Below are 24,324 nucleotides of genomic sequence, written 5' to 3'. Positions count from 1 at the left end.
CACCTTAGCAGAGTCTCCCCAGGCCGCTGCAGCGGCCTGGGAAGGGAGCCGCCAACCTCAGTTCTTGAATGCCGAGTGCTTGCGGCCCTGGTCGCACAGGGCGAACACCACCACCAGCACCGCGGCGACGGCGAGGATGATCACCACGCCATCGGTGGAGTGGGTGGCCGAGGCGGTCACCAGGGACAGGGCACCCAGCGGCGCCAGGCCGCCGGCGATGGCGGTGCCGATCTCGCGCCCGGTGCCGAAGCCCGAGGAGCGGGTCGCGGTGGGGAACTGGCGGCTGAGGAACGAACCCTGGGGCGCGAACATCATGGGCGCCAGGATGCCGGTGCCGACACCGATGGCGATGTAGATCATCAAGCTTTCGCCGGTGTTGAGCAGGGCCAGGAACGGGTAGGCGAACAGCAGCGAGAACACGCCGCCGAGTACCAGCACGGTCTTGCTGCTCCACTTGTCGCAGAGCCAGCCGAAGAACGGTACGGCAACGATGGCGATCAGGCTGGCGATGGTCACCGACAGCGAGGTGACGTGTACGTCCACGCCCTTGTACTGGGTCAGGTACGCCAGGGAGAAGGTCTTGAAGATGTAGCTCAGGGCGTTGTAGCCGATGGCCACGAAGAACACCACGCCCAGGCCCTTGAGGTCATTTTTCAGCAGCGCCTTGAGGGGCGAGGCCTGGACCTTGGGCGCGTCCTTCTTCAGTTCCTTGAACTCCGGGGTTTCCGGGATGCTGTTGCGCACCCAGAGGCCGACGCCCACCAGCACGATGCTGCAGACGAAGGGGATGCGCCAGCCACCGGCCAGCAGGAACTCGTTGCCGTTGATGGTCAGCAGGTAAATGGTCAGCGACGACAGCAGCAGGCCCAGGTTCAGCCCCAGTGCCGGCCAGGCGCCCTGGCTGCCGCGCTTGCCTTCGCTGGCATGTTCATAGGAGGTGACCGCCGCGCCCGAGAGCTCGGCACCGGCCCCCAGGCCCTGGATGATGCGGATGGCCACCAGCAGGATCGGCGCCCAGATGCCGATCGAGGCGTAGCTGGGGATCAGGCCGATCAGCGTGGTGCACACGCCCATCAGGCAGAAGGTCAGCACCAGGACCTGCTTGCGGCCGAACTTGTCCCCCAGGTAGCCGAACAGGATGCCGCCGAAGGGCCGGGCGATAAAGCCGATGGCGAAGGTGGAGAAGGCCATCAGGGTGGCGGTCTTCGGGTCGCTGTTGTCGAAGAAGATCTTCGAGAAGACGATGGCCGCCATGGTGGCGTAGAGGTAGAAGTCGTACCACTCCAGCATCGAGCCGAAGATGGTCGCCGCCGCGACCTTGCGCAGGCGCTTCTTGGTTTGTTGTGGGGTTTCCGCTGCAGTACTGCCGGTTTCAACTGCGGTCATTCTGTACATCCTCTTGGATCATTGTATTTATTGTCGAGTTGACGCGAGCCATGTCCAGCGCGCCGAAAAAGGCGTTGCCGGAGGTGTTGCGGCGGCACGCAGCCCTGCTGGCTGTGCTTGGGCACAGGGCAAGAACGGCATGGCGCGGGGTGTTTCAATCCGCCTGGAAGATCCGGTCGGCAATCATCGAACCAATGGGAATTGCCGAGGTGGCGGCGGGTGAGGGCGCGTTGCAGACGTGCAACATGCGCGGGGTTTCGGCGAACAGGAAGTCGTGCACCAGGCTGCCGTCGCGCATCACCGCCTGGGCGCGGATCCCCGCTTCGTAGGGCAGCAGGTCGTCGACTTCCAGGGACGGGCAGTACTTGCGGCATTGCTCCAGGTAGCCGGACTTGAACAGCGAGTTCTTCATCTCGGTGGTGCCGGAGCCGAGGTTCTGCCAGATGGTTTTCCAGAACCCGGGGAAGCTGGCGTACTGCGCCACATCGCGCCAGTTGATCGAGAACTTCTTGTAGTTCTCACGGCCCAGGCCCAGTACCGCGTTGGGCCCCACGGTGACGCTGCCGTCGATCATGCGCGTCAGGTGCACCCCGAGAAACGGCAGCTCGGGGTCGGGAATCGGGTAGATCAGGTGATTGACGATGTCGTTCTTCGACGCCGGCAGACGGAAGTATTCGCCACGGAAGGGGATGATCTGGTGGTCGATGCTGATCCCGGCCAGGGTCGCCAGGCGGTCCGATTGCAGGCCGGCGCAGGCCACCAGCTTCTTCGCCCGCCAGCTACCGCCGTGGGTGCTGACGGTGACGCTGTCGGCGCTTTCCTGGATCGCGGTCACGGTCTGGCTGAGGCAGATTTCGCCACCGTCGCGGCGGATCACCCGGGCCATGGTGTCGCAGACTTCGCGGTAGTCGACGATGCCGGTGGCGTCGAGGAACAGCCCGCCAAGGCCGACGATGTTCGGTTCACGCTGGCGCAGTTGCTCGGCGTCCAGGCGCTCGACCTTCAGGCCGTTCTGCTGCGAGCGCTGGTACAGGGCCTCCATGCGTTGCACTTCCAGGGCGTTGGACGCCACCAGCACCTTGCCGCAGACCTCGAACTTGATCCCGTGCTCGCTGCAGAACTGCTTGGTGGCCTCGGCGCCACGCTTGCACAGGTCGGCCTTGAGGCTGCCGGGCGCGTAGTAGATCCCGGCATGGATCACCCCGCTGTTGTGCCCGGTCTGGTGTTTGGCCAGCACGGTTTCCTTTTCCAGGATCACCAGCGACGCGCCGGGCTGGCGCTTGAGGATCTCCATCGCGGTGGCCAGTCCGACGATGCCGCCGCCGATGATGCAAAAGTCATAGATCATTGTTCTGGGTACCTTGGATCACTTGTTTCAGGTCTGGTTATCAGGTTGTCAGACTAACTAATCCGACAAAACTCTGCAGGCTTGCGCCGGCTGTCAAACGTGCAGCGTGAGGCGTGAATTTTCTAGCAATGGTTAATCGGTAGTCGGCAGTTCCAGGCCCAGGCGCTTGGCCGATGCGCGCAAGTGGGCATCGGCGCAGGCTGCGGCCGCTTGCCGGTTGCCATCGGCGATGGCCTGGTACAGCGCCTGATGTTCCTGGATGGCATCCGCCGAACCGCCTACCTGGGGCAGTGCCGAGTTTTCCCAGGCGGTCTTGCGGGCACTGGCCAGCTGGCTGCCGAGAAAATCATGGAAAGCCACGAAATAGTCATTCTTGCTGGCTTCGGCGATGGCCCGGTGGAACTCCACATCGGCCAGGGCGGCGGTTTCCAGGTCGCTGCGCTGGTCGTGCATTTCCTGCAGGGCTCGTTGCATGCGCTGCAGGTCAGCGGCGTCGCGGCGCTGGGCGGCGATCGACGCGGCCTGGGTCTCGATCCACAGGCGCATTTCGAACATCTGCGCCAGGTCCGCCAGACGGCCTCGGGTTTGCGGGAAGCGGAAGACGGTGCCGGCCGGGGTCTTGGAAATGTACGAGCCCAGGCCACGACGGGCAATCAGCACGCCGTCGGCCTTGAGCTGGGCAATGGCTTCGCGAATCACCGAGCGGCTGACGTTCAACTGCTCGGCCAGCTGCTGCTCGGTAGGCAGGCGCGATTCGGGGGCCAGGCGGCCGGAATCGATCTCGGTGCGGATCGCATTGACCACCCGCACAACGAGAGAGTCGGGTCGCTGGAGTTCGAGCATGGGAGGGTAAAGCCTTGGTAGTCAGGTTGTCAGACAATAGCCGTTGGGATTTTTCGCTGTCAAGAAAAACCCGCACCGGGCAGGCCTGGGAGGGGGCTGACAAGCTCGGGTTCAGGCGGTCAGGGGGCAGCTGAAAATCAGGTCGTCGAACACTTCGCCACCCCTCTGGAATGCTCGTTCATCACAGTGCTGGAAGACAAAACCGCAGCGCTCCAGGACCTGGCACGACGCTGCATTGCCGTCGGTGACCGTGGCCACCAGGCGCTTGATACCCAGGCTGTGGCGGGCGTACTCCATCAGCGTGCGCAGGGATTCCGTGGCCAGGCCCTTGCCTTGATGAGCGGGGGCCAGCAGGTAGCCGACCTCGGCTTCGGCGCTGGGCCGGTCGCTGACCCGCAGGCCGGTGAAGCCCAGCTCTTCGCCGCTGTGGCGGTCGCGGATCACCAGGCACAGCCAATGGCTCGCATCCATGTCCCAGTGGGGCAGGCGCGAGGTGAAACGCTCCTCGATCTGCGCCCGGGAGAGCGGATCGCAGACATAGCGGAGGTTTTCCGGGTCGCTGTGCAGGGCCAGAAACAGGTCCCAGTCATGGGCGTTCAAGGGGCGCAGGTGAAGGCGAGGGGAATGCAGTTCCAGCATGGGGGCTCCAGATCCGTTGGCAGCAAAGACCTGGGCCACTTTACCGGAGAAAAGTCTGACCTCTGCGGTACTTTTTTCGCATAAGATCCTCGGCCTGGGTTTTCAGGGATAGGGCAGGTAAGCGTGAACTGGGACGATCTGCGGTTTTTCATAGCCGTCGCCAATGCCAGCAACATCACCGACGCCGGGCAGGTGCTGAAGGTGTCGGCCTCGACGGTTTCGCGCAAGATCCTGATGCTGGAGCAGGCCTTGAACAGCGTGCTGTTTCTCAAGACCACCCAGGGCTATTTCCTCACCGAGGCCGGCCAGGCCCTGCTGCCCATGGCCCTGGAGGCCGAGGAGCGCTTCCGGCTGATGGAGCGCCAACTGTCCCGGCCTGGAGCGCGCATGGCGGGGGTGGTGCGCATCGACTGCCCGGAGCTGATGGGCAGCCACCTGATCATTCCCGCGCTTGCGCCGTTTCGCTTGCAGCATCCACAGATCCGCTTCGATTTCGTCAATGCGGCGCGCTCGGTCAAGCTCACCCAGAGTCACAGCGACCTGCTGCTGCGCCTGCAACGGCCGGAAGCCGGCAACTTCACCCTGCGCCGGGTTGGCGAGTTGACCCAGGCGCTGTTCTGTTCCCCGGGTTACGCCGCTGCCCATGGCTGCCCCGAAAAGCCGGCGGACTTGCGCCAGCATTCGCTGATCGGCTGGAACCAGACCCTGGCCCACATGCCCCTGGCCCGCTGGCTGGATCAGCTCAGCGGCGACCAGCCGCTGTGGATGCGCACCGGCAACCTGGAGGCGCAACTCAAGGCGGTGCAGGCGGGGTTGGGGATTGCCGCCTTGCCGGTGTACATCGCAGAGCCTCTGGGCCTGCACCGGGTGTTGCCCCAGACTCCGCCCCACCGGGCGGATATCTGGCTGCTGCGCAACCTGGCGACCCAGGGCCAGGAGCGGGTCGAACGGGTGGTGGAGTTTCTCTGCGACTTGCTGGCGCGCCATGGGTTGTGCGGGGAGTGAGTGTTGCGCGTTTGCGGCTAGGCAGTGCCGTTGCGCAGGAAGATCCAGATTGCCACCGCCATCAGCATCACGCCGAACAGGGCATTCTGGGCCAGCAGCAGCCTGGGTCGGGCCCGCAGCAGGACCTGCAGGCTTGAGCCGAGGCAGGCCCAGAGCAGATGACCGAACAGGTTCACCGCGATCAGTGCGGCGCTGAGCGTCAGCACCACGGTGCTGCCCACGTCCGTTCCCGGGCTGAAGGTGGAGAACATCACCAGCAACATGACCAGGCCCTGCACATTGCCCAGTTGCAGCACCACGCCGTCACGAAACTGCAGGGTCACGGCCTGTTCGCCAGGCTTGCGCAGGGGCCGCAGCAACAGGCGCAGGCCCAGCCAGAAAATGTACAGGCTGCCGGCGACTCGCAGCCCCCACAGCAGTTGCGGCTGGTTCGCCAGGCTGTGATACAGCCCCAGCCCCACCAGCAAGGCCAGCAGGAAATAGGTCAGGTCGAGCCCGAGGATAAAACGCAGAGAACGACGCACGCCGCTCTGGGCGCCGGAGCTGGCCACCATCAGGTTGCCGGGGCCGGCGCTCAGGGCCATGGGCAGCATGGTCGACAGCCACAGCGGCCAGTTGATGTCGTGGACAGGGGGCACGGACGGCTCCTCAATGACGGTGCGGATTGCACCGGCGCCAGCTTAAGGCGTCGCCGTGGTTCGGGTTACCGGCAAAAATCGAAAATGGTTTTGCATCGGGCCCGGTAGTGCGGGTGCAGGTGTTCTAATTCTCTTGAGCGTGCAGCGCCCCCTGTAACCACTGGCTGAAACTGCAGGTCAGGGCGCTGCCTTCGCTGTCCCGATGAATCAGCCAGGACCAGGTCGGGCCGCGTACGCTCTGCTCGCACAGCGGCGCCAGTTGCCCCTCGTTACGCGCCTGCTCGGCCAGCAACTGGCTGACCAGGGCAATCCCATGGCCAGCGCAGGCGGCGTCCAGCAGCAACCCGGGGTCGGAAAAATTCAACCCGCTACTGCCCTGGCCAATGTCCGCGCCGCCTTCTACCACCCAGTGGCTCCAGTCCATTTCCCGTTCGCCGTGCAAGGTGGTGCGGCATTCCCGTGGCTGTTCCAGCAGGCGCGGGTGGCAGGCCGGGTAGAGGCGGTCGCTGTAGAGCTCCAGGTAGCTGCATTCGGCCTGGGCGCTGAGGTCGTCGCGAATCGTCAGGTCGATGGTCTGGGTGCTCATGTCCGGCGGCTCGAAGGAGGTGAACAGCCAGAGGTCGACCTCCGGGTGCAGGCGATGGAACTCGCCCAGGCGCGGCAGCAGCCAGTGGCGGGCGAACGCCGGGGTGGTGTTGACCACCAGTTGGTTGGGCTTGCGGTACTGCTCCAGGCGACGGATGCCCACCGCCAGTTGCTGCAGCAGCGACTGGGTGGTGCTGCGCAGGTCATGCCCGGCATCGGTGAGGCTGACGCTGCGCCCGGTGCGGAAGAACAGCGGCTGTTCGAGGAAGGTTTCCAGGCTGCGGATCTGCTGGCTGATGGCCGACTGGGTGAGGTGCAGTTCTTCGGCGGCCTTGTGGAAACTGCCCAGGCGCGCGGCAGCTTCGAAGCCGCGCAAGGCATTCAGAGGTGGCCAGTGTTTCAACATGATTGATAAGTCCAGCTGATCAGTAATGGGCTAAATCTATCGTTTGTTGCGGCTTTTTCAAAGCCATAGCATGGGCGCTATCGAACATTGGTGTTTTGTTGGCTGATAACAAAACCTTAACTGAGAGGTGCAATGCCCATGCTGCGCAATGACAATCAACATAACGGCTGGTCCATGCCCGCGGAGTGGGCCGTGCACGCCGCCACCTGGATGGTCTGGCCACACAACCAGGCGCTCTGGGAGTCCGGCTGGGGCGTGACCCTGGCTCAGGTGCAGGAAGACTTCGCCCGGGTGGTCAATGCCATTGCGCGCTTCGAGCCGGTGAAACTGGTGGTCGACCCTGCGGCCCTGGAGAGCGCTCGTGCCCTGTGCGGGGCCAATGTCGAGTTGATTCCCCTGGCGGTGAACGACAGCTGGTGCCGCGACTCCGGGCCGAGTTTCATCGCGCATCCGCAGCAGGGGCTGGCGGGCGTCAGCTGGCGCTTCAATGCCTGGGGCGGCAAGTCGGCCCACGATCTGGATGAAAGCCTGGCCCGCCGAGTGCTCAACTCCCTGGACCTGGAATGCTTCGGCACGCCCCTGGCCAACGAGGGCGGGGCAATTCATGTGGACGGTGACGGCACCCTGATCACCACCGAATCGGTGCTGCTAAACCCCAACCGCAACCCGGGCCTTTGCAAGGCCGAGATCGAGGAGATTTTCAGCCGCCTGCTGGGGGTGAAGAAAACCATCTGGCTGCCGGGCGATCCGGATCACGTCACTGGCGACATGACCGACGGCCATGTCGACGGCATCTGCGCCTTTGCCCGTCCCGGGGTGCTGCTGGTGGATGCCACCCGCGATTCGGACTCGGTGTACGCCGAAGTGGTGCGCGAGAACCGTCGTGCCCTGCAACTGGCGCGGGACGCCCGGGGCCGCAGTTTTGAAATGCTCGAACTGTTCGAGGCCAGCGAGGCGGTGGACACCCAGGCCGAAGTGTTCTGCGCGTCCTACACCAACTTTTATATCGTCAATGGCGCAATCATCATGCCGGCCTATGGCATCGCCGCCGACCGCGAGGCGGCCGAGGTGCTGGCCCTGGCGTTCCCGGGGCGTGAAGTGGTGCCGGTGCGAATCAATCACCTGGCCCATGGCGGCGGCGGGGTGCATTGCATCACCCAGCAGCAGCCGGCCTGGCCGGTAAAGGGCTGAACCATGACGATCCTGACCGTTGCCACTACCCAGATGCCCTGCAGCTGGAACCTCGAACAGAACCTCGACCAGGCCGAACAACTGGTGCGCCAGGCGGCGGCCGAGGGCGCCCAGGTGATCCTGTTGCAGGAGCTGTTCGCCACCCCGTACTTCTGCATCGAGCAGCACCACAAGCACCTGGAGCTGGCCGAGGAATACGCCCACAGCCGGGTGCTCAAGCGCTTTGCCGCCCTGGCCGGGGAGCTGGGGGTGGTGCTGCCCCTGAGCTGGTACGAGCGGGCCGGCAATGCCTGCTTCAACTCCCTGAGCGTGGCCGATGCCGATGGCCGTCTGCTCGGGGTCTACCGCAAGACCCACATCCCCAACGCCATCGGTTACCAGGAGAAGGAGTACTTCAGCCCCGGTGACACGGGCTTTCGGGTCTGGGACAGCGCCTTCGGCCGCCTGGGGATCGGTATCTGCTGGGATCAGTGGTTCCCCGAGACCGCCCGCTGCCTGGCGTTGCAGGGGGCCGAGGTGCTGCTGTTCCCGACCGCCATCGGCTCCGAGCCCGGCGCCGCCGACCTGGATTCCCGTGATCACTGGCAGATGACCATGCGCGGCCATGCGGCTGCCAACCTGCTGCCGGTGGTGGCCGCCAACCGCGTCGGCCGTGAAGTGGCGACTACCGACCCGGCGTTGCAGATGAGCTTTTATGGCTCGTCCTTCATCTGCAACCACAAGGGGCGCCTGCTGGCTGAAGCCGATCGCCAGACCCCGGGCGTGCTGCTGCACGGCCTGGACCTGGCGGCGATGCGCGAGGAACGCCTGACCTGGGGCATCTACCGCGACCGCCGCCCCGACATGTACGGCGCGTTGCTGAGCCTGGACGGCCGTCACCTGGACCCACGCTGGACCCACCAAGGGGTTTGACATGCACATCACTCACCCATGCTTGCTGGCCTCGTTCGGGTTGCTGCTCGGCAGTGCACTGTCGTCGGCCCAGGCCGATGACCAGACCCTGCGCCTGTACAACTGGGCGGATTACTTCGCCGAGGACACCCTGGCCAAGTTCACCGCTGAAACCGGGATCAAGGTGATCTACGACGTGATGGACGGCAGCGAGGTGCTGGAAGCCAAGTTGATGACCGGCGGCAGTGGCTACGACCTGATCTTCCCGGGGGACACCGTGGCCGAGCGGCTGATGCGGGCCGGCAGCCTGCAGGCCCTGGACCCGACGAAGATCGCCGCCCTGGCTGACATCGAGCCCGGCCTGCAGCAACTGCGCAGCCACTACCCCCACGCCAGCCAGGCCACCGTGCCCTATACCTGGGGCACCATCGGCCTGACCTACAACGCCCAGCAGATCGCCCAGCGCCTGCCGAATGCCCCGGTCAACAGCCTGGACCTGCTGTTCAAGCCGGAGCTGGCGGCGAAGTTTGCCGACTGCGGCATCTCGATGATCGACTCCCCCGACGAGGTGCTGGCGGTGGTCCTCAACTACCTGGGACGCGAGCCGCGCAGCGCCAAGCCCGAGGACCTGGCGGCGGCCAGTGAACTGCTGCTCAAGGTGCGCCCCTACATCCGCAAGTTCCAGTCCCAACCGGTGACCGACCTGGTCAATGGCAACCTGTGCCTGTCCCTGGGTTACAGCGGCGACATGACCCAGGCCCAGCGCACCGCCGACGCGGCAGGCAAGCAGGTCGACTTCGAGTACCGCGTACCGCGCGAGGGCACCACGGTGTGGATGGACAACATGGCGATCCCCAAGGATGCGCGGCACCCGGAGTACGCTTACGCCTTCATCAACTTCGTCATGCGCCCGCAGAACATGGCGGCCATCAGCAACTTCACCGGCTACCCCACGGCCAACGCCAAGGCGCGGCCGGATGTCGATCCGCAGATGCGCAACAACCCGGATATCTACCTGGACGCGGCAACCTATGAGCGGCTGATTCCCGGCAAGGATATTCCCCAGGCCGACATGCGCGCGCGCATGCGCACCTGGACCAAGTTCAAGACCGCGGCGGTCAAGTAGCCGCGGGCCATATCCCCGCCGGTCGTCGATTGATGGCCCGCGGGCTTTCACCACTCTGTACTAACGTATCTACAGCCCTTTTCGAGAGTAAGACCGATGCCCACCCGACGTGTATTCATCAAGCAGGCCTCACTGTTGGCCGGTTTCGGCGCCATGGCGTCCCTGGGCCTGGGGCTCGACGCCAGCCGGGCCCGAGCCCAGGAGCAGGAAGGCTGGTACCTGCCCGACGAGGGCGACCGCCACCGCCAGGCCTATATCGCCTTCGGCGCCCAGGACGCCATCTGGGAAGACTTCACCGGCGATGTACAAGAAGCCCTCGGGCGCATTGCCCGGGCGATCGCCGCCTATGAACCCTTGACCGTGTTCTGCCGTGCTTCCGAGCGCGACCTGGCAGAGGAGCTGTGCGGCAGCCGCAACGTCAGCTACGTGGTCACCGAGCTGGACGACATCTGGATGCGCGACATCGGCGCCAACTTCGTCGTCGATGGCCAGGGTGGGCTGGGCGCGGTGGATTTCAACTTCAATGGCTGGGGCAACAAGCAGCGCCATGCCAAGGATGCGCGCCTGGCCCGGCGCATGGCCGATTCCGCCGAAGCGCTCTACCTGCGCAGCGAACTGGTGGGCGAGGGCGGCGGCATCGAGGTGGATGGCCACGGCACCGGGATCATGACCGAGAGCAGCTGGATCAACGGCAACCGCAACCCCGGCTGGAGCAAGGCCGAGGTCGAAGCAGAGCTCAAGGCCCGCCTTGGGCTGCGCAAGATCATCTGGCTGCCGGGGATCAAGGGCAAGGACATCACCGATGCCCACGTCGACTTCTATGCGCGCTTCATCGAACCCGGGGTGGTGCTGGCCAACCTCGACAACGACCCGGACTCCTATGACCACGCCGTGACCCTCAAGCATCTGGAGATCCTGCGCAACGCCACCGATGCCGACGGGCGCAAGCTGCAGGTGCACACCGTGTCGCCGCCACTGAACCCGCGCAAGAGTCGTTTCAGCCGGGGCAATGACGATTTCGCCGCCGGCTACATCAACTATTTCGTGATCAATGGGGCGGTGATCTCCCCGCAGTTCGGCGACTCGGCCGCCGACACCAAGGCCCTCAACCTGCTCAGCAGCCTGTACCCCGGGCGCAAGGTGATCCAACTGGACATCGACGCCATCGCTGCCGGTGGCGGCGGCATCCTCTGCGTGACCCATCACCAGCCCGAGGTGTGAGGTTCGCTGAGGCTCGTAAAGTGGTCTGCTGATGAAGCTTGAACTGGCCTGATCAAACCTGCCATTGAGCCCCTAAGCTGGCGCTCTTCACCACCCGGGACCTGATGCCTGGTGTGGGTTTTCAAAGGAGAGTGCAATGAGTGATCAACAACACGCAGTGAGCATACGGCCGATTCAGCCTGAGGATTACCAGCAGTGGTTGCAGTTGTGGCTGGCGTACCAGGACTTCTATCAAGTGACGCTGGATGAGCAGGTCAGCGTGCTTGCTTTCGAACGGTTTTGCGATCCCCGGGAACCGGTGTTTTCAGCGGTGGCGGTGCAGGGCGATGAACTGATTGGTTTCGTCAACTCGGTGCTGCACCGTTCGACCTGGGCGCTAACCGACTTCTGTTACCTGGAGGACCTGTATGTAGCCCCATCGGTGCGGGGCAGTGGTGCGGGAAAACGGTTGATCGAGTGGGTGCAGGCCTTTGCCCGGGAACAGCGCTGTGGGCGCTTGTACTGGCACACACAGGAGAGCAACAAGCGCGCCCAGCGGCTGTATGACTGGGTGGCGCAAAAGCCCGGGGTTATCGAGTATCGGATGGCGCTGTGAGGGAAGGGGGGCTTTGGGCTTTTTGGGGGGGCACATGCCCCTCCTACAGGGAACTGCACGGCCTATCTGCCTGCTGTAGGAGCTGGCTTGCCAGCGAAGGCGTCGGCCCAGGCGCTGCATGCCTTGCGGGCCTCTTCGCCGGCAAGCCGGCTCCTACAGGGAACTGCACGGCCTATCTGCCTGCTGTAGGAGCTGGCTTGCCAGCGAAGGCGTCGGCCCAGGCGCTGCATGCCTTGCGGGCCTCTTCGCCGGTAAGCCGGCTCCTACAGGGAACTGCACGGCCTATCTGCCTGCCGTAGGAGCTGGCTTGCCAGCGAAGGCGTCGGCCCAGGCGCTGCATGCCTTGCGGGCCTCTTCGCCGGCAAGCCGGCTCCTACGGACAGGGCGTAAAATGCCCCACTCGCCAACCCCCCAACCCGCTATTGCCCTTGACGAAACACCAGCGCCTTGAGCCCGCACTGCGGATCGGTATCGGCAAACTCCGGCGGGTTCTCCAGCCGCTGTTCAAAGCGCAACCCCGGCGCCGCCTCGGCCATCCCCTCCAGCAGAAACTCCACGGCAAACGCCGGGTCGTTCATGCAGGCCAGTACGCAGCCGTTGGCGGTCAGCAGCTCCGGCAAGCGCCGCAGCACCCGCGCATAGTCCTTGCTCAGCACAAAGCTGCCTTTCTGGAACGACGGCGGGTCAATGATCACCAGATCGTAGGGACCGCCTTGCTTGACCTTGCTCCAGGACTTGAACAGGTCATGGCCGAGAAAACTCACCCGGCTGGTGTCGTGGCCATTGAGCCGGTGGTTGTCGCGGCCGCGGCTCAGGGCCGCGCGGGACATGTCGAGGTTGACCACCCGCTCGGCGCCGCCGGCGATCGCCGCCACCGAGAAGCCGCAGGTGTAGGCGAACAGGTTGAGCACGTTCTGGCCCTGGGCCTGGGCCCGGACCCAGTTGCGTCCGTAGCGCATGTCGAGAAACAGCCCGTTGTTCTGTTTGCTGCCCAGATCCACCAGGTAGCGCAAGCCTTCCTCGGTGATGGTGCAGGACTCCACCGGCTCACCCAGCAGCCACTCGCCATGGCTGTCGGGCAGGTAGCGGTGTTGCAGCATCAGGCTGCGGGCGCCGCTGGTGTGCCATTGTGCGGTATCGCCCAGGGCGACCAGCAGCTGCTTGAGGGCCGCGAGCTGCTCGGCTTCCGGGGCCTTGAACAGCGACACCAGCAACACCCCTTGCAGCCAGTCCACGGTCAGTTGCTCCAGCCCCGGCCAGCAGCGCCCGCGCCCATGGAACAGGCGCCGGGTTTCGCTGGGGGCCGCAGCCAGGGCGGTGAGCAGGTGCTGGTTGAGGGTGGCGAGAGCTTGAGGTGTCATCGGTGGGGCCGGCAATTTTCGGGGGCGGCATTTAACCACAATTGCCGGCGGCCGGCGTTCAGTCGATGTACTGCGGTCGCCCCAAGGCGCGCCATTGCGCAAGGCGCTTGTCCATCACCGCTGCCAGCCGGTCATAGTTGCTCCAGCTGTTTTCCACCCGGTAGATGGTGCCAGGCTCGGGGGCCAGGATCTGTTCGTAGTCGCTGGAAAACCGACCGCTGTCCCGTCCCTTGTAGTAGGCCAGGGCGAAGGCATTGCCTTCGTCGTTGAAATCATCCTCGCTGAGCTTTTCATCCAGTATCCGCAACAGGAACTCGCGGCCATCGAGGGTGCGGGCGTGGACTTGCCCGATCTCCTCTTCGACATCGTCCAGCAGCTCCTCGCTGGCAAAGTCGTGGATCAGCATCCAGGCCAGGAACAGGCCGATATGGGTGGCCCCGGCGCTGGCGGGCAGGTCGGCGGGGAAGTCGCCGCCGTAGTGCCAGCAGGCATCGTCGTATTTCATTTGTGCAGGTCCTGAAAGGTGAGAGGGGCGTGCAAGTGGCAGGCGGGTCACAGAATGGCGTGGGTCCATCGCGGGGTGCCGGCCAGGCGACGCTTGACGCTGTCGATGCGCCATTGCCCCGCGACCCGCTTGACCAGGAAGCGATGCTCGTAGCACAGCGCCCGGGAGGCCGGATCACGCACCAGCACTTCGGCCTGGGCGGGCTTGAGCAACTGGCAGCCCAGTAGTTCGTCGGCCGCGGAGTAGGTGGTGGGGTAGCCGTAGGAGGCTCGGGGGTAGGCCCGCGGCCGCAGGGTGCAGAAACGCTCCAGGAGCTGTTGCGGTTCGGCCCAGAAGGCGGCGTCGACAGCCTCGTGGCCCAGGGCATTGCCCCGTTGTTCCCAAGCCTCCAGGGCCAGGGTATAGGCCCGCACCTGGGTGACCGGATCGCCACTGTTGTCATTGCCTGGTGCCAGCGGCGGCCAGGGCAGGGAGGGGGGCGGTGCGGACGCTGGCGGCGCCCCGGCACCGGCCTGCGCCAGCCATTGCATGATCTGGGTATGGCCCTTCTCTTCGGCCAGGGACCAGGCATTGCGCTGCTGGAAGTCCAGGGGCAGGGGATCGGCGCCGGCTTTGAGCAGCAAGCTCACCATTGCCTCGTGCCCGGCCTGGGCGGCGTTCATCAGGGCAGTGCGTTGCAGTTCGGGGCTGGCGTGTTCGAGCGCGGCGCCATGGGCGATCAGCAACTCGGCGATGGCGGTATCGCCATGGCTGGCGGCCCAGGCCAGGGGGCTGTAGCCCAGGGCCTTGCAGGGTTGCTGGACATTCGCGCCACGGGCCAGCAGCAGCGTCACGGCCGGCCGGTGCCCGGCGATAGTGGCGGCCAGAAGGGCCGTGCGGCCGGTGCCCTTGTGCTGCCATTCAAGGTCCGCACCGGCATCAAGGAGGCGTTCGAGGGCCGCGAGATCGCCGCGTGCGGCGGCTTTTTCCAGTAGGTGAGACAAGGTCGAGAATCCGTTCGGTCAGGGTAGAAACGCCGCGGCATGGTAACGCTCCAGGCGCCGTTGTTGCCATGCCCGGTATGCTCATCGCTGCCGTTCTGGCAGGCCAGTCGCGCTGGGCTACGCGGTGATAGGGGACGCCGGGTACGGCCCGGGCCATTTCAGGCGTCGCAGGCGAGGGCTGGGGGGGGAGGCGCTCAATGACCGGCAGCGCCGACCCGGCCACCTGAGGAATCCTCAGGCGGGTGGGGGGTTCATGGACGCCTTCCGAAGGCTTGCGTAGGATGGCGCGTTCGCGCTCTACGCCGTTGCAGCCTCCCTTGCCAACAGGAGTCCATGATGTTCAAGGCCATTGTGATCGACAAAGACCCCGAAGGTTATCGCGCCCGACTGACCGAGCTGGACGAGGGCCGGCTGCCCGCGGGTGATGTCAGCGTGCGAGTCGCCTACAGCACCCTGAACTACAAGGATGGCTTGGCGATCACCGGCAAGAGCCCGGTGGTGCGCCAGTTTCCCATGGTCCCCGGGATCGACCTGGCGGGCACGGTGGAGTCCAGCAGTCACCCGCGTTTTCGCCCTGGCGAGCAGGTGCTGCTCAATGGCTGGGGCGTGGGTGAAAGCCATTGGGTCGGCCTGGCGCAGAAGGCCCGCTTGCAGGGTGACTGGCTGATCCACCTGCCCGAGGCCTTCACCCCGCGCCAGGCCATGGCCATCGGCACCGCAGGCTACACCGCCATGCTGTGCCTGATCGCCCTGGAACGTAACGGCCTGGAGCCCGGGCGTGGCGAGGTGCTGGTGACTGGCGCCAGCGGTGGCGTCGGCAGCTTTGCCATCAGCCTGCTGTCGCGCCTGGGCTATTCGGTGATCGCCGCCACCGGGCGCCCGGAAGAGGCCGACTACCTCAAGGGGCTGGGGGCGTCGAGCATCATCGAGCGAGGGGAACTGTCCCAGCCGGGACGCCCCCTGGCCAAGGAACGCTGGGTGGCGGCCATCGATTCGGTGGGCAGCCATACCCTGGCCAACGTTTGCGCCGGCACGGCCGCCGATGGTCTGGTGGCCGCCTGCGGGCTGGCCCAGGGCATGGACTTTCCGGCCTCGGTGGCGCCGTTCATCCTGCGTGGGGTGAGCCTGCTGGGGATCAACAGCGTCACTCGGCCCTACCACGAACGGGTGCATGCCTGGGAGCGCCTGGCCGCCGAGGTGGACCTGGCGCACCTGGAGCTGATCACCCGTGAAGTGGGCCTGGAACAGGTGCCGGCGGTGGCCCGGGAACTGCTCGACGGCAAGGTCCGCGGGCGGGTGGTGGTCAACCTCAACCGTTGATGTAAACCCGGGTAGGTCGCGCTTGCCGCTGTGGCTGGCGCGACGGTTGAACCGCTGAACCTATAACAGCCGGTCGCCATACTCTCCAGGGCCCCGTGGCCCTCCGTGCTCCTGATCCGAGGTTGCCCGCTCCATGTCGATTCCCGCCCAGCGTCCGCTCTGGCAGGTGTACCTGATCTTCCTGCTGCCCATGGTGTTGTCGAACTTCCTGCAGTCGTTCTCCGGCACCCTCAACGGTATCTACATCGGCCAGTTGCTCGGCACCCAGGCCCTGGCGGCGGTGTCGGGGATGTTTCCCATCGTGTTCTTCTTCATTGCCCTGGTGATCGGCCTCGGGGCCGGGGCCTCGGTGCTGATCGGCCAGGCCTGGGGCGCCAGGGAGCTGGGCACGGTCAAGGCCGTGGCCGGCACGACCCTGTTGCTCGGCGCCCTGATCGGATTGTCGGGAGCGCTGCTGGGCATCCTCTTCGCGCGGCCGGCGCTGCAGGGCCTGGGCACGCCCGCCGACGTGCTGGACGACGCGGTGGGGTATGCCCAGGTGATGATGCTGATCATGCCGCTGCTGCTGGTGTTCGTGCTCTTTACCCAGTTGCTGCGGGGCGTCAGCGACACCCTGTCGCCACTGCTGGCGCTGATGGTCTCGACCCTGGCGGGGCTGCTGCTGACCCCGGCGCTGATTCGCGGCTGGCTGGGCCTGCCGCCCATGGGCATCCAGAGCGCGGCGTATGCCGGGCTGGTGGGCAACATCCTGGCCATGGGGTTTCTGGTCTGGCGCCTGCGTGGCCGCGAGCACCCGCTGGCGCCGGACCGGGCGCTGTTCGCGGCGCTGAAGCTGAGCCCGGCGATCCTTGCCAAGGTGCTGCGCATCGGCCTGCCCACCGGGCTGCAGATGGTGGTGATCTCGCTGTCCGAGCTGGTGATCCTGGCCCTGGTCAACCGCCACGGCTCCCAGGCGACCGCGGCCTATGGCGCGGTGACCCAGATCGTCAACTATGTGCAGTTTCCGGCGCTGTCGATCGCCATCACGGCCTCGATCCTCGGTGCCCAGGCCATCGGTGCCGGGCGCTTGGAACGCATCACCCCGATCCTGCGCACGGGGCTGGCGATCAACCTGTGCCTGACGGGGGCCCTGGTGCTGCTGGGCTACCTGATCTCGCACTGGCTGCTGGGGCTGTTCATCATCGATCCGGCGGCCCTGGTGAACGCCGAGCACCTGTTGCACATCATGCTCTGGAGCCTCCTGGTGTTCGGCTTCCAGGCGGTGGTGGGCGGCATCATGCGCGCCAGTGGCACAGTGCTGGTGCCGGTGGCGATCTCGATCTTCTGCATCATCGGGGTCCAGGTGCCGGCAGCCTACCTGCTGGATGCGCACTACGGCCTGCAAGGGGTGTGGATGGCGTTCCCGGTGGCCTACCTGAGCATGCTGGCGCTGCAGGTCTGCTACTTCAAGCTGGTGTGGCGCCACAAGCAGATCCAGCGCCTGATCTGATCTGTGCTTCAACGCACCTTGGCACTGCGCCACGAGCGTAGTGCCATGGGCCCGATCTGCTTTCCGGGACACCGGGGGCGAGGCTCAGCACGCTCCTGAGAGGGGCCCAGCAGAAAGGGTGACGGTACGGTTTTGGAAGCACGGTCTATAGCGATTTGCGCATGAGGCCGGTGCCGGTTCATCAGGTTCGTGGCACGGCGCTGCACCTGGCGGGCATCCCTCGGGTTTGCCGAGTCGATGGGGGCAACTGAACAGACGAGGTCGCAGACACCGGCTGTACGGTTGTCATTGAGGGACACAGAAAGAGAACACGAGAAACTCGGGCGCACCTAGGCGAGGCGACTCGATACTCAGGGGCATGGAACTCTCAACTTGCCGCAGTATCGCGGCAAGTTGGTTGGCGTGTGTCCGGAGAACTTGACTGCGCTTCTAGAGAGCCGACTTGCAGCGCAAACCTGCGCTGAAATGGTCGTTCAACGGAGCTTTACAAACTGAATGACAGGGCGGAAAAAACCATGCCTCCGCTGCCGGCCCATCCCATGCAGAACTGATCTTTCTCGGCGTTGCCCTGGCTCACCGCATCGAAGATTCCATAAGGAATCGATGCGGTAATGATGTTGCCTGTCTTATGTCCGACGTGATGCAGTTTCTTTTCAATGCCGATAAGTTCGCCAATGTGTTCCCACATGTTGGGTGAACCGGTATGAATGAATACTTTGTGAATGTCGGAAGCAGGTGCCTTGTGCATGTTGAATACTTTTATCGCTTCGTTCCTGCCATCTTCATGCAGCGCCGCGGCGTAGGAATTGAACTGGTATTGGCCACCTGTCGGTGAAATGCGCGCCATATCCTCCTCATTGCAGAACTGCTTCCAGTCCGGCAGGGAAATGGTCGACAAGTCGCTCAGGTCAGGCCTGTTAATGTAAGAGAACTTGAAGTTTCCAGGTGCCTGATTGCTGAGTATGGTGACGGTTACCGCCTCGCCAATGGTAAAGCTTGGGAACTTGTATGCCAGTTCCGATGGAGACTGCAAAGTAAAGTTCTTGGGCATCACCGGTCCGCCGTCAGACATGCCGAATTCCATGTTGACGATGGCCGCGTAGCGTATCTCGCCTGCTTCCATCTTGCTGTTGATGACATCCATGGCCGTTACCCAGCCGTTGCAGGCGTCGACCACGTCAAAGTTTCTGCAGTTCAGGCCCAGGGCCTTGCAGATGAAGGTGCTATTGGCTGGCTCAATGAACCCGCGTGTCACATTGGGGTAGATCAGCAAGTCCAGGTCGGCCTTGCTGATGTTGGCCTGTGCCAAGGCGGAATCAAATGCAGCTTCCATCAGTTCCATCGGCTTTTCACCGGCACCTAGCCAGTGCCGTGTTTCGATTCCGCTTTTATCCAGTAACTTGCCTATGGTCTTCAAGGTTTTTGGCAAGTCATCCTCAAAAGTATTTCTCGAATGCTCCTCGACCAAATTGAGAACATCCTGGTTTGTAACGATTCGCGAAGGAAGAATTCCTGAAAGTCCTGCAATTTTCATACGACATCCTTGTTTGCGTTGTGTATCCGTGGTGAAGGTTTTACCAGTGGTGCAGTGCTGATTAGTTGCTTTGAAGAACGCTGTGGTGTTGCTGGAAGGCGCTTGTTGTCGAGGCTGTGGGAAGTCTTTTTAGTTGGCTTGGTTAGTGGGAGTACATATTTCTAGCACAGCAAATCAGGAAAACAAGCCAGGCGCTGAAATTTATTTTTTATGATTTTTAGAGTGTCTTAATAGCAATGCTTTGATTGGGTTTTAATAAAGAATTTAAACTTTTGATCATGTGTTATTAGTTATGGTTAGTTCGTGACTTGCATCAATGCCCGCTCGGCAAGTTTGTTGTTTACGCAGTGTTTGGGTGGCTGTTTTCCGCCTGTTGTCCATGAATCATGGGTCGCCAATCCTGCGCGGCCAGGGAGCACAGCCCACGCCGTTTGCAAGGTCGAGCCGGCGCAGGGCGACAGTGGTTCTGACCACCCAGATCGTACCGGCAGGACTGTTCGCCACACGGCGGTGGCTGGCCTGAGCTCGGCTTTCAATGCTTCTGGGCCCGCGCCGGTGACGGGCGGCGCCAGCCTTGCACCACGATGTACAGCAGCGGGCCGATGGAGACGAAGATCGCCGTCAGCAGCAGGTAGGGCAGCACCGAGGCGATCGAGCGCCCGCGGTGGCGGGCGTCCTGCAGCATCCAGGCCGAGGCCAGCAGCGCCATCAGGTACAGGTCGATTACCACTTGCGCGGTATCGGGCCGCGACAGCAGTTGCAGGCCGAACTGCAGCAGGGACTGCTCGGCCTGGAACAGGGTGAACAGGGTGTAGCCGCTGAAGACCAGCAGGGCCAGGAGTGCCAGGTAGGGACGGTGCATGGGACGGTACTCCATCAGCAAGGGTGTGGGTGGCTGGCCTGGCGGCCCAGGTCGAGCATCAGGTACAGCAGGCCGGCAGCGCCGCAGGCAAAGATCAGGCCCTGGGACCAGGGCGAGTCGAACAGATACAGCGGGTGTTGCCGCAGGTTGTAATGCAGCCCTGCATGGACCACGGCGAACCCTGCCAGTAATCGCTGGCTGTTGCGGCGCAGGGCAGGGCGCGAATGCCCGGTGAGCCAGATCAACGCGGCAACCAGGGGCACGTGCAGGGCAATGAACAGCGCCTGGCCGAGCCTTGGGTCGAGGTCGCGTAAGCCATACAGCAGGCGCCATTCGGACTGGGCCACGGCGTCCAGTTCATGACCGGCGAACAGGGCCACGCACAGCACCCAGAGTGTCTTTCTCACGATGAAACTCCTTGAACAACGACAGGCAAACAGGCTAAGTGGCAAGCCCGTCGCCACTCAATGACCCCACAGGTCATAGACAGGCCGCCAGCCGATCCTGTCAGCTGCACCCGGTACGACGATCACCTTCAAGGAGCGAGCAGTGATGAACCCACAGACAGCGGCTCCGGCCACAGGCCGGTTGATCCGTGAAGCGCGGGCCGAGGATGTGCCGGCCATGCTCGGTTTCGATGCCTATGCCGATGCCCACCCCGAACGCGGCCAGGCCCTGCACCGGGCGGTCGAGCAAGGGCAGTGCTGGGTCGAGGTGGAGTCCTCCCGGGTGCTCGGCTACCTGTTGCTCAATCATGATTTCTTCGACCAGGGGTTCGTCTCCCTGGTGGTGGTGGCGCCTGATCAACAGCGCCGGGGCGTGGCCCTGCGGCTGCTGGCAGCGGCGCAGCAGGCCTGCAGGACGACCAAGCTGTTCATCTCCACCAACCGCTCCAACCAGGCGGCCCGGGGGTTGATTGCCAAGGCCGGCTTCGTGCCCAGCGGGGTGGTGGAGAACCTCGACCATGACGATCCCGAACTGATCTATTTCAAGCCTGTCGGCTGATCGCCGAGGCCGCACAACCGTCTCCATAGGATGCCCCCGAGCCATGTTGCCACCCCATGCCCCCGCCGCCGTCGACTCGCCTACCGTGGGCCTGCTGTTGCGCCAGCTACGCCAGCAGGGGCGCTTGAGCCAGTTGGAGCTGGCCTTGCAGGCCGGCATGTCGCAACGCCACCTGAGTTGTGTCGAGACCGGTCGTGCGCAGCCCAGTCCCGAGCTGTTGCACCGCCTGCTGAGCACCCTGGACACCCCGTTGCCAACCCGCAATCGGGTGTTTCTCGCTGCCGGCTACGCGCCGCGCTACGCCGCCCTGGGGTTGAACGATCCGGGCCTGGAACCGGTACGGATGGCCCTGATGCACCTGCTCCAGGCCAACAATCCCGCGCCGGCCATCGTGATTGACAGCCACTGGCAGGTACTGGTGGCCAACCGTGCAACCCAGGCGTTGTTTCAACTGTTGGGCCTGCCGTTGCAGGCGCTCGAACAGGGCTTCAACCTGCTGGCGACCCTGCTGGCGCCCAGTGGTTTCGGGGACTGCCTGGTCAACGCGCAAGAGATCCGCCAGGTGGCCTGGCAGCGGGCCGCGCAGGAGGCCGCGGTGGACCCGGAGCTTGCGGCGCTGCTGGCCAGCCTGCCGTTTCCCGGGGAATCGGCAGGGGCCCCGGACCTGACGACTCCGTTGCTGCTGACCCGGGTTCGCGGGCCCCAGGGCGAGCTGCGTTTTCTCTCCACCTTCACCACCTTCGGCATGCCCCAGGACATCACCGTGGCGTCATTGCGCATCGAGCACCTGATCCCTGCCGACGAGTCCACTTGGCAAGCCTTGACCCAGGCCTGCGAAGGTCTCGCGGCAAGTACTTCGGGCTAGATCGCCAGGGCTCGGGCCGGCAGCCCGGAGCCCATGTCCGAGGCGGGCAGCGCGCCGCCCAGGACCATGCGGGTCAGGGTCGTGGCAACGGCCTGGAAGTCCTTGGCGCTGGGGCCGTCGTTGTGCTCCATCAGGGCGATCTGCCAGCCGAGGGTCGGGTAGATCTGGGTGGCTGCACCGATGAACAGCAGCAGGTGTTGCGGATCGACGGCGGCGATCAGCCCGCGTTCGGCCCAACGGCGCAAGCAGGCTATTTCACTGCGGTTCTGCGCCTCCAGGCTCTCGCGCCAGGCCGCTGGCAGCTGTTGCCCGCCATGCAGCAGTTCGCTGCAGAGAATCTTCGAACGCAACGGATAGCCCTGGACGATCTGCACCCGTGCCTCGATGTAGGCCGCCAGCGCCTGTCGCGGCTCGGCCTCCTCGTGCAACAGCCGCGAAGCCTGTTGCAAGGGTTCCATCAAGGGCAGCAGGACCTCGGCGTAGAGGTTTTCCTTGGTGTGGAAGTAGTAGTAGAGATTGGCCTTGGGCACCCCGGCGCGCAGGGCGATGTCCAGAGTCTGGCAGGCGCTGAAACCCTTGGCGGCGAATTCATTGCGGGCGGCGTCGAGAATCAGCTGGCGGTGGCGCAGCCGGGAGTGGCGTTCCCGGCCTGCCGGCGTTGCGGTCAGGGGGCGTGCCGAACCGGCGTCGACGGCGGGCGAGGGCAGGCTGGCCATGGTGGATGAAGGGCGATGCATGGGGCAGTCTCGTGGGGCGGATTCGCAATATACAAAAGTATATAGCGAAACACCTGGGTCACGCTCGGCTGCACGTCGAGGTGCTGAGCCCGGCGATTCGGAGATAAGGGTGCAAGGTGCAACCGGGGCTGACTGGCCGTCCCGGTTGCTGGGCCTGGATCAGGCGCTGCGCGAGCGGATCCAGCGCCAGGCCAGGTAGCCGTAGACCGACAGGTTGACCAGCAGCACCAGGCCCCCCAGCCACAGCTGGATACCTGGTGTCAGCCCGGCAGGGTAGATCAGCGGGATCAGATAGTGCTCGATGAACCCGGCGCCGTAGCCGTCCTGCCCGGCGGCGTGGCGCAGCAGGTTTTCCCAGCGGGTCAGCGGGCATTCCAGGTGCAGCACCTCCACGGCCACGCCCCAGGCGGCAGCGGGCAGGTGCAGCAGCATCAGCCGGGTATGGCGCAGTACCAGCAGGCCCCCCAGCAGCACGAAGACGATGAATGACAGGTGAAACAGCACCAGGCTGTCAGCGGCAATGCGGTAGAGCATGAAGGTTCCTTGTGGGGGAGACGGGTCCGTGGCGCAGGCGCCCCGCGCAATATACCGATGGCGCGGGCAGCGTGGTGGGGATTTGCGTTACGCCGGCCGGGGATTTTCCCAAGGGCCAGGGGACGCTACCTATACTGCTGGAAGTCCTGGCGGCCGCTGTCGCCGACACTGCCCTTCAGGGAGGGAAATGCCTTGTGCCTGCAGGCGCTGCGCTCCCGCTGCCCCTTGCTCCCCTGGCTGAGTCGGGGGCTGCTGTGCCTGGCGCTCATCGCCATGGCCGGTTGTGCCAGCCGGGCCCCTGAGCAACCGGTGGCGGCTCCGGTCGCTCCTGGCACCTGGCAACAGGTGGATGGCGAGTTGCTGGAGGCTTGCCGTTCCGCCACCGCGCAGGTCGAGGTCTATGCCCGGGGTTCCATGGAGCACTGGCGCACCCGGATCTATGAGCAAACCGACGAGGCCTTCATTCCCTGGTTCACCGGCTACTGGACCCAGGAATGGCTGTCGCTCAAGGTCGGCTGGTATTCCCTCAACAGCCGCGGCGATGCCGACCCGTCTTCCAGGCGCCTGGCCGCCTACCTGCAGGAGCAGTATCAACAGCGGGTCCTGGCACCGGTGGCTCTGGAGATCGATGCCGACGACATCACCGGCGAGGCCATGGAATTCTATGTGCAGCTGCTGCGCCGGCAGGTGGCGGTCATCACTGCGCGTCATCAACTGCCGGCGCCGCAGTTGCAGCAGCACCTTGGGCGGATCACCGCCATCGATCTCGGTCCGCAGGCCGGGCAACGGGCCTCGCTGCAGCAGTTGATCCAGGTGCAGCCCATCGCCCGGTTGCCAGCTTATGGGCCGCTGTTGCAGCAGATCCACGGGGCACCCGCGAGCGAGGGGGATGCAACGTCGGGCATTGCCCAGGTGGCCCTGGTGACCAGCGACAAGCTGCAGGCCCAGTTCGCCGGCCGCAGTGTGGCCGGTGCGGTGGCGGCGGCCGTGGGCCGGGTGGCCGGCACCCTGCTCTCGGTGGGGGTGGCGGGCGTACGGGCCTTGGTGCACGACAATGACCGCGAGGCGCTGCAGGAGCAGACGCGCCGCGACCTGGGCAAGGCCTTCGACCAGGCATGGCTCAGGCAACTGCACGACCCCGAGCACGGGGTCATGGCCGGGGTCTACTACCTCGGTCGGCAGATCGAGGGCCAGTTGCAAGCGGCGCAACCTGCGGTAGGGCTGGACAGCGGCACGGGCTTTAGTCCCTGAACCA

The 24,324-nt window shown here is 64.6% G+C and carries 25 protein-coding genes; 11 read left to right on the top strand and 14 right to left on the bottom strand.

What is annotated here, in order from left to right; all coding sequences use genetic code 11:
- Positions 1–57: 57 nt before the first annotated feature.
- The 4 genes from U873_RS0127730 to U873_RS0127715 all read right to left on the bottom strand — a co-directional run bounded on the left by U873_RS0127730 (position 58) and on the right by U873_RS0127715 (position 4,216).
- Positions 58–1,386 carry an MFS transporter gene (locus U873_RS0127730; RefSeq protein ID WP_025131348.1) on the bottom strand — a complete coding sequence of 443 codons (1,329 nt, stop codon included), beginning with the start codon at positions 1,384–1,386 and terminating at the stop codon, positions 58–60.
- Between the two features lie 154 nt (positions 1,387–1,540).
- Complete coding sequence (lhgO, locus tag U873_RS0127725; RefSeq protein ID WP_025131347.1) at positions 1,541–2,734, bottom strand: L-2-hydroxyglutarate oxidase; 1,194 nt, start codon at positions 2,732–2,734, stop codon at positions 1,541–1,543.
- Between the two features lie 132 nt (positions 2,735–2,866).
- Entirely contained in the window at positions 2,867–3,577 is a 711-nt protein-coding gene (locus U873_RS0127720) for a FadR/GntR family transcriptional regulator (protein WP_025131346.1), read from the bottom strand.
- Positions 3,578–3,688: 111 nt separating this feature from the next.
- Positions 3,689–4,216, bottom strand: coding sequence for a GNAT family N-acetyltransferase (locus tag U873_RS0127715; protein ID WP_025131345.1), 528 nt, complete (start codon positions 4,214–4,216; stop codon positions 3,689–3,691).
- 123 nt (positions 4,217–4,339) lie between these two features.
- Between U873_RS0127715 and U873_RS0127710 the strand changes: the two genes are divergently transcribed.
- Positions 4,340–5,221, top strand: a complete 882-nt coding sequence (locus tag U873_RS0127710) for a LysR family transcriptional regulator (protein ID WP_025131344.1) — start codon at positions 4,340–4,342, stop codon at positions 5,219–5,221.
- A gap of 17 nt (positions 5,222–5,238) precedes the next feature.
- Here U873_RS0127710 and U873_RS0127705 read toward each other — a convergent pair whose 3' ends face one another.
- Both U873_RS0127705 and U873_RS0127700 read right to left on the bottom strand, forming a co-directional pair.
- Entirely contained in the window at positions 5,239–5,859 is a 621-nt protein-coding gene (locus U873_RS0127705) for a LysE family translocator (protein WP_025131343.1), read from the bottom strand.
- A gap of 124 nt (positions 5,860–5,983) precedes the next feature.
- Entirely contained in the window at positions 5,984–6,850 is an 867-nt protein-coding gene (locus U873_RS0127700; RefSeq protein WP_025131342.1) for a LysR family transcriptional regulator, read from the bottom strand.
- Positions 6,851–6,988: 138 nt separating this feature from the next.
- Between U873_RS0127700 and U873_RS0127695 the strand changes: the two genes are divergently transcribed.
- The 5 genes from U873_RS0127695 (at position 6,989) to U873_RS0127675 (ending at position 11,874) form a co-directional block, all read left to right on the top strand.
- Positions 6,989–8,041, top strand: a complete 1,053-nt coding sequence (locus tag U873_RS0127695) for an agmatine deiminase family protein (protein WP_025131341.1) — start codon at positions 6,989–6,991, stop codon at positions 8,039–8,041.
- Positions 8,042–8,044: 3 nt separating this feature from the next.
- A complete protein-coding gene (aguB, locus tag U873_RS0127690; RefSeq protein WP_025131340.1) occupies positions 8,045–8,953 on the top strand; it encodes an N-carbamoylputrescine amidase in 909 nt (302 codons plus the stop codon).
- 1 nt (position 8,954) lies between these two features.
- Complete coding sequence (locus tag U873_RS0127685; protein ID WP_025131339.1) at positions 8,955–10,058, top strand: extracellular solute-binding protein; 1,104 nt, start codon at positions 8,955–8,957, stop codon at positions 10,056–10,058.
- Positions 10,059–10,154: 96 nt separating this feature from the next.
- Positions 10,155–11,279 (top strand): agmatine/peptidylarginine deiminase, encoded by a 1,125-nt coding sequence (locus tag U873_RS0127680; protein WP_025131338.1) that lies wholly within the window; start codon positions 10,155–10,157, stop codon positions 11,277–11,279.
- Positions 11,280–11,415: 136 nt separating this feature from the next.
- Positions 11,416–11,874, top strand: a complete 459-nt coding sequence (locus tag U873_RS0127675) for a GNAT family N-acetyltransferase (RefSeq protein WP_025131337.1) — start codon at positions 11,416–11,418, stop codon at positions 11,872–11,874.
- A 419-nt stretch (positions 11,875–12,293) separates the two neighbouring features.
- On the opposite strand, the gene U873_RS0127670 is transcribed toward U873_RS0127675, so the two are convergent.
- Genes U873_RS0127670 through U873_RS0127660 form a run of 3 tightly spaced genes read right to left on the bottom strand, consistent with a single transcriptional unit; the run spans position 12,294 to position 14,723 of the window.
- Positions 12,294–13,235 (bottom strand): class I SAM-dependent methyltransferase, encoded by a 942-nt coding sequence (locus U873_RS0127670; protein ID WP_025131336.1) that lies wholly within the window; start codon positions 13,233–13,235, stop codon positions 12,294–12,296.
- 58 nt (positions 13,236–13,293) lie between these two features.
- Positions 13,294–13,740 carry a hypothetical protein gene (locus U873_RS0127665; protein ID WP_025131335.1) on the bottom strand — a complete coding sequence of 149 codons (447 nt, stop codon included), beginning with the start codon at positions 13,738–13,740 and terminating at the stop codon, positions 13,294–13,296.
- A 47-nt stretch (positions 13,741–13,787) separates the two neighbouring features.
- Complete coding sequence (locus U873_RS0127660; RefSeq protein WP_025131334.1) at positions 13,788–14,723, bottom strand: ankyrin repeat domain-containing protein; 936 nt, start codon at positions 14,721–14,723, stop codon at positions 13,788–13,790.
- 336 nt (positions 14,724–15,059) lie between these two features.
- Here U873_RS0127660 and U873_RS0127655 point away from each other — a divergent pair, with 336 nt between their 5' ends.
- On the top strand, positions 15,060–16,043 hold the full coding sequence (locus U873_RS0127655) for an MDR family oxidoreductase (RefSeq protein WP_025131333.1): 984 nt from the start codon (positions 15,060–15,062) through the stop codon (positions 16,041–16,043).
- 133 nt (positions 16,044–16,176) lie between these two features.
- Complete coding sequence (locus tag U873_RS0127650) at positions 16,177–17,532, top strand: MATE family efflux transporter (RefSeq protein WP_025131332.1); 1,356 nt, start codon at positions 16,177–16,179, stop codon at positions 17,530–17,532.
- A 484-nt stretch (positions 17,533–18,016) separates the two neighbouring features.
- On the opposite strand, the gene U873_RS0127645 is transcribed toward U873_RS0127650, so the two are convergent.
- The 3 genes from U873_RS0127645 to U873_RS0127635 form a co-directional block, all read right to left on the bottom strand.
- Complete coding sequence (locus U873_RS0127645) at positions 18,017–19,066, bottom strand: 3-oxoacyl-[acyl-carrier-protein] synthase III C-terminal domain-containing protein (protein ID WP_025131331.1); 1,050 nt, start codon at positions 19,064–19,066, stop codon at positions 18,017–18,019.
- A 532-nt stretch (positions 19,067–19,598) separates the two neighbouring features.
- Complete coding sequence (locus tag U873_RS0127640) at positions 19,599–19,928, bottom strand: hypothetical protein (RefSeq protein ID WP_025131330.1); 330 nt, start codon at positions 19,926–19,928, stop codon at positions 19,599–19,601.
- 14 nt (positions 19,929–19,942) lie between these two features.
- Positions 19,943–20,335: a DUF6713 family protein gene (locus U873_RS0127635; protein ID WP_025131329.1), complete on the bottom strand. Its 393-nt coding sequence runs from the start codon at positions 20,333–20,335 to the stop codon at positions 19,943–19,945.
- Between the two features lie 145 nt (positions 20,336–20,480).
- Here U873_RS0127635 and U873_RS0127630 point away from each other — a divergent pair, with 145 nt between their 5' ends.
- Together U873_RS0127630 and U873_RS0127625 are read left to right on the top strand one after the other, a co-directional pair.
- Entirely contained in the window at positions 20,481–20,933 is a 453-nt protein-coding gene (locus tag U873_RS0127630; RefSeq protein WP_025131328.1) for a GNAT family N-acetyltransferase, read from the top strand.
- Positions 20,934–20,976: 43 nt separating this feature from the next.
- Complete coding sequence (locus U873_RS0127625; protein ID WP_025131327.1) at positions 20,977–21,798, top strand: helix-turn-helix domain-containing protein; 822 nt, start codon at positions 20,977–20,979, stop codon at positions 21,796–21,798.
- Here U873_RS0127625 and U873_RS0127620 read toward each other — a convergent pair.
- Together U873_RS0127620 and U873_RS0127615 are read right to left on the bottom strand one after the other, a co-directional pair.
- Complete coding sequence (locus tag U873_RS0127620; RefSeq protein WP_025131326.1) at positions 21,795–22,535, bottom strand: TetR/AcrR family transcriptional regulator; 741 nt, start codon at positions 22,533–22,535, stop codon at positions 21,795–21,797. The genes U873_RS0127625 and U873_RS0127620 overlap by 4 nt on opposite strands.
- Positions 22,536–22,694: 159 nt before the next feature.
- Positions 22,695–23,069, bottom strand: a complete 375-nt coding sequence (locus U873_RS0127615; RefSeq protein WP_025131325.1) for a DUF2784 domain-containing protein — start codon at positions 23,067–23,069, stop codon at positions 22,695–22,697.
- A 273-nt stretch (positions 23,070–23,342) separates the two neighbouring features.
- Here U873_RS0127615 and U873_RS0127610 point away from each other — a divergent pair, with 273 nt between their 5' ends.
- Positions 23,343–24,320, top strand: a complete 978-nt coding sequence (locus U873_RS0127610) for a hypothetical protein (protein WP_051586116.1) — start codon at positions 23,343–23,345, stop codon at positions 24,318–24,320.
- Positions 24,321–24,324: the final 4 nt, after the last annotated feature.

The organism is Pseudomonas sp. PH1b (assembly GCF_000633395.1).
Lineage (GTDB): Bacteria > Pseudomonadota > Gammaproteobacteria > Pseudomonadales > Pseudomonadaceae > Aquipseudomonas.
The sequence above is the reverse complement of the archived record's forward strand: the minus strand, read 5'-3'. Positions and strand labels throughout refer to the sequence as shown.